The sequence below is a fragment of the Saccharopolyspora sp. NPDC000995 genome, from assembly GCF_053599315.1.
The window spans coordinates 1-4,202 of sequence record NZ_JBSFLZ010000237.1; the positions used below are offsets into that span (position 1 = coordinate 1).

Here is a 4,202-nt window from a genome sequence, read left to right on the forward strand (position 1 = left end):
GGGGCGGGCGACGTAGGGCCCGAAGGACATGCCGGGCTCCAGCGGTGCTGCCAGGCCCTGGTCGCGCACGATGCCCAGCGCGGCGTGGACCTGGATGTCGGGGGCCGGGACGTCGTCGGAGGATCGGAGGAAACCACCGACCTCGGTCCAGGCCATCGGGCCGGTGCCGGTACTGCGCAGCTGGTGCTCTTCCCGTGTGGTGTCGGGGCCGACGACCGGGGGTGTGTCGCTGAAGAAACTGAGGAAGCATCCCGCGTGGTCCTGCATGTTCCGGCCCACGTCGGGCAGGTCGTGGCGCGGCGTGATGCCGCCTGCGGTCAGTTCGTCGGCGGGGCCCACGCCTGACTGCAGCAGCAGGTGTGGTGAGTTGTAGGCGCCCATGGACAACACGATTTCGCGCGCCGCCGGGATCGTCCGGACCTCGCCGAGGTGGTCGACTTCCAGCCCGGTGGCGCGGCTGCCGTCGAACCGCAGGCGCAGTGCGAGGGTCGAGGCAAAGATGGTGAGGTTCGGGCGGCCAGCGGCCGGCGCAAGGAACGCCACCGCGCTGCTGCACCGCAATCCGTCCCGCTGGGTGACTTGGTAGTAGCCGACTCCCTCCTGTTCCGCGCCGTTGAAGTCGCGGTTGGGTGTGTGACCGGCGGTGGTCGCTGCCTCGACCCAGGTCTGGAGCAGGGGATGCACCGAGACCGGGTCGCTGACCGTGAGCGGGCCGCCGACACCGTGGTAGGCGTCCACCCCGCGCTTGTTGTCCTCCGACTTCTTGAAGAACGGCAGGACCTCGTCGTAGCTCCAGCCCTTGTTCCCCAGCTTCGCCCACGTGTCGTAGTCGTAGCGGTGGCCGCGCACGTAGAGCATCGTGTTCATCGAGCTCGTCCCGCCGATCGCGCGACCACGCGGGAGATAGGCACGCCGTCCGCCGAGTTGCTCCTCGGGTTCGGTCTCGAAGTCCCAGTCGTAGGCGGTCTTGAGCTGTTGGGCGAATAGCGCCGGGATCTCGAACAGCCGGCCCCGTGCCGGAGGGCCAGCCTCCACGAGCGCCACGGTGACGTCCGGGTCTTCGGAAAGCCGGGCCGCTAGTGCACATCCGGCTGAGCCGGCGCCTACCACGACGTAGTCGAAGCGCTCGTGTTCGTTGGATGACATGACTACCTCTCAAGATCAGTGGATCGGCTGAATCGGGACCTGCCTGGCAGGCCCGGTTCCGAGGTCTGGTGAACGTCCCCGTGGAACTGCGGGCCGATGTCGGGGGCATCGGCCCGCAGAACGAGCCGTGTCAGAGATGCTGCTCGGTGGCCCGTGTGCGGTGGTATTCGTCTTGCCTCTGGTCAGTGACGTAGGCCGGCACCGGGAAGTCCCACCACCCGGGCACCCACGGGCCGGCGGCGTCGCGGTCGGTCGGCACCTCGACGAGCGCCGGCGCACCGGAGTGGACGGCCTTGCGCAGAGTCGGCTCCAGCGAATCAGCGTCGGAGACCTTCCACGACTCGATGCCGAAGGACGCGCCGAGTGCGGCGAAATCGGGGCTGTAAGGGGAGCCGTCCGGGCGCGAGAATTCCGTGCCGATGTGCCGGGAGGTTTGCTTGCGCTGACCACCGCGGATCGACATGTAGCCCGCGTTGTTCTGCACTACAAACACCACCGGTGCGCCGGTGGTGACGCTCAGCGCGATTTCCTGTGCCGTCATGAGGAAATCGCCATCACCGAGCACGCACACGACCGTGCGTTCGGGCTGTCCCAGCTTGGCGCCCACCGCGGCCGGGATCGCCCAGCCCATCGACGAGAAACCACCGGAGGTCAGGTGGGTGCGCGGGCCGTAAACCGGGAAGGTCTGCTTCACCGCGCCTTGGGTGTTGCCCGAACCAGCGACGATGATCGCGTCACGCGGCAGTACCGAGCGCAACGCGCCGAGCGGGCGCTGCGAGGTGAACGGGAACCGGTCGCTGTCCCTGCGCCCCGCCAGTTTCTGCTCCCAGTCCTGTTGCAACGCGGCCAGTTCGGCGAGGTACTCGCCGCGCGAAGCAGATGTGTTGGGCAGCGAGTCCACGATCGCGGCGACGGCCCGCTGGGCGTCGGCGACAATTCCGGCCTCCGCCGGGTAATTCTTGCCGATCTCGTGCGGATCGATGTCGATGTGGATCAGCTTTGCAGGTGGGATGGAGAAGCTGACGCCCTTGGCGTAACTGGACGCGGACCAGTCGGTGAACCGGCAGCCCACCGCCACGACGACATCCGCCGAACTCGCGATGGCGTTGCCGGTGATCGTGCCGGTCTGGCCGACACTGCCGGCGAACAGCGCGTGGTCCTCGGGGAACGCGCCCTTGCCGTTCCAGGTCGTCACCACAGGGATCTGCCACTTCTCAGCCAACGCCAGCACCTGGTCAGAGGCGTCGGCCGTGATCGCGCCGCCACCGACGACGATGACCGGACGGTCAGCCGCGCGCAGCACGTCGCTGGCACGATCCACCGCCTCCGGATCGGGGTGCTGACGGCCGACCGGCAGCCGCCGCGCCAAGTCGTGCAACTCGACTTCGGCAGCCTCGGCCTGGACGTCCATGGGCACCTCAAGGTGGACCGGGCCGGGCCGTCCGGTCAGCATGGCGTTAAAGCAGCGGTGCAGCACGAAGGGCAGTTCCTCGACCCGGTTGACGATCCAGTGCCGCTTGCTGACCGCCTCGGCCACCTTCGGGAAGTCGTTGGCCGTGTAGCGGTCGAGTTCCTGGAGCAGGCCGTGTCCCCGCATGTGCGTGGGCGGGCCGCCGGTGATCACCAGGGTGCTCGTCGAGTCGGTGAAAGCGGTGCCCATACCGATGACTGTGTTGCTCGCCCCGGCGCCGATCGAGGTCACCGCCGCGATGGGACGGCCAGTCGCGCGGTAGAACCCGTCGGCCAGGTGTACGGCGCTCTGCTCGTGGAAGGTCTGAATGAACGGAATGTTCGACTCGTCATCCAGGAAGGCGTCGGTCAGCGACCAGATCCCGTGACCGGGGATGCCGGCCACGTAGTCGACGCCGTAGTTACGCAAGGTGCGGGCGACGATCTGACCGCCGGTGAGGATAGGCATGGGGGTACTCCCACTCGAATTGTTCTGCTTATTACTTCGTGTCGCGGGCGGCCCAGGCGAAACCCTGGGCGCACAGCCGGGTGACGTCCGGATTCTGCAGGTCGTCGAGGTCATGGCCGACCGCGCTGTAGAACACCCGCCCCCGTCCCCACATCCGGGTCCAGGCCTGCGGCATCTTCCTGCCCTCGAGCCACGGGATGTGTTCGCCGGTGAACGTGGTCTCGGCGAGCACGTGGTTGTTCGGGTCGACCGACATGTAGTACTGCTCGGACGCGACCTTGAAGCCGGTCACCCCCACCGTGATTTCGTGCTCAGGATCCACAATAGACACTTCGTAAGGGTGCTTCACGCCTTCCCCGGCCGGGTGCTCCAGGAAGCTCCCACCAATCAGCCAGTGATACTTGATGCTGGTGCGGAATGCGGCGGCGGCACCGTGCCAGGCGGCGATCCCGGTGCCCGAGGCCACCGCGGTGAGCAGGTTGGTCTCCTGCGCCGCGGTGAGGCCCTCCGTCAGCAGGGCGTTGTTCCAGTTCAGCGCGATCAGGTCGTAGCCGGTGAGATCGGCGTCGAGGGAGAAGAAATCGTTGGTTTCCTCGACGTCGAAACCGAGGTCATCGAACAACGGGAGTGCCCATGCAGCGGCGATCTCGTACGGCTTGTGGCCCGGCCAGCCGCCGTAGAGGTAGAGCACGCGGGTCATGATCCGCTCCTTCCTGCAGCGGTGGCACGCTCGCGAAGCCGAGCGGCGACCTCCAGGGCGTCGCCCTCCGGTGCGGTGGACTTGCGCTCCGGCTTGGCCACCAGCAGGTACACCAGCCCGACCGCAGAAACGATGAGGAAGCCGATAAGCGCGATCCAGCGATCGACGAAGGGGGCGTCGGCGTCGCCGGTGGGCGCGGCGAGCAGGATCATCGCGAGGACGCCGTAGACCAGGGCCGCGATGTTGACGGCGATACCGAACCGGCCCATCGTCCACGCACCCGCGGGACGCCAGCCGCGCAACCGCATGCGCAGGGCGGCGAGCACGACCAGCTGGAACGCCGCGTACCCGGCCAGCACCTGGAAGGCGGCGATCCGCACCAGCGAGTCCGGCGAGTAGTAGACGAACACGAAGAGCAGGAGCGGCGCGACGTTGACC

3 protein-coding genes and 1 pseudogene are annotated in these 4,202 nt (G+C 67.7%); all 4 read right to left on the bottom strand.

Translation table 11 applies throughout. The annotated features are described in order from the left end of the window. A partial coding sequence (locus tag ACWDKQ_RS35275; RefSeq protein WP_450143090.1) for a GMC family oxidoreductase occupies positions 1-1,146 on the bottom strand: 1,146 nt, incomplete at its 3' end. Positions 1,147-1,276: 130 nt separating this feature from the next. Continuing rightward, positions 1,277-3,064 carry a thiamine pyrophosphate-binding protein gene (locus ACWDKQ_RS35280; protein ID WP_450143091.1) on the bottom strand — a complete coding sequence of 596 codons (1,788 nt, stop codon included), beginning with the start codon at positions 3,062-3,064 and terminating at the stop codon, positions 1,277-1,279. Between the two features lie 31 nt (positions 3,065-3,095). Next, positions 3,096-3,764 (bottom strand): ThuA domain-containing protein, encoded by a 669-nt coding sequence (locus tag ACWDKQ_RS35285; RefSeq protein ID WP_450143092.1) that lies wholly within the window; start codon positions 3,762-3,764, stop codon positions 3,096-3,098. Further along, positions 3,761-4,202: pseudogene (locus ACWDKQ_RS35290) on the bottom strand (amino acid permease); the annotation flags it as partial. The pseudogene ACWDKQ_RS35290 and the gene ACWDKQ_RS35285, both read right to left, overlap by 4 nt.

Coding starts and splice junctions, on each gene's coding strand:
- ACWDKQ_RS35280 (WP_450143091.1), bottom strand. CDS start 3,064: ATGCCTATCCTCACCGGCGGTCAGATCGTCGCCCGCACCTTGCGTAAC.
- ACWDKQ_RS35285 (WP_450143092.1), bottom strand. CDS start 3,764: ATGACCCGCGTGCTCTACCTCTACGGCGGCTGGCCGGGCCACAAGCCG.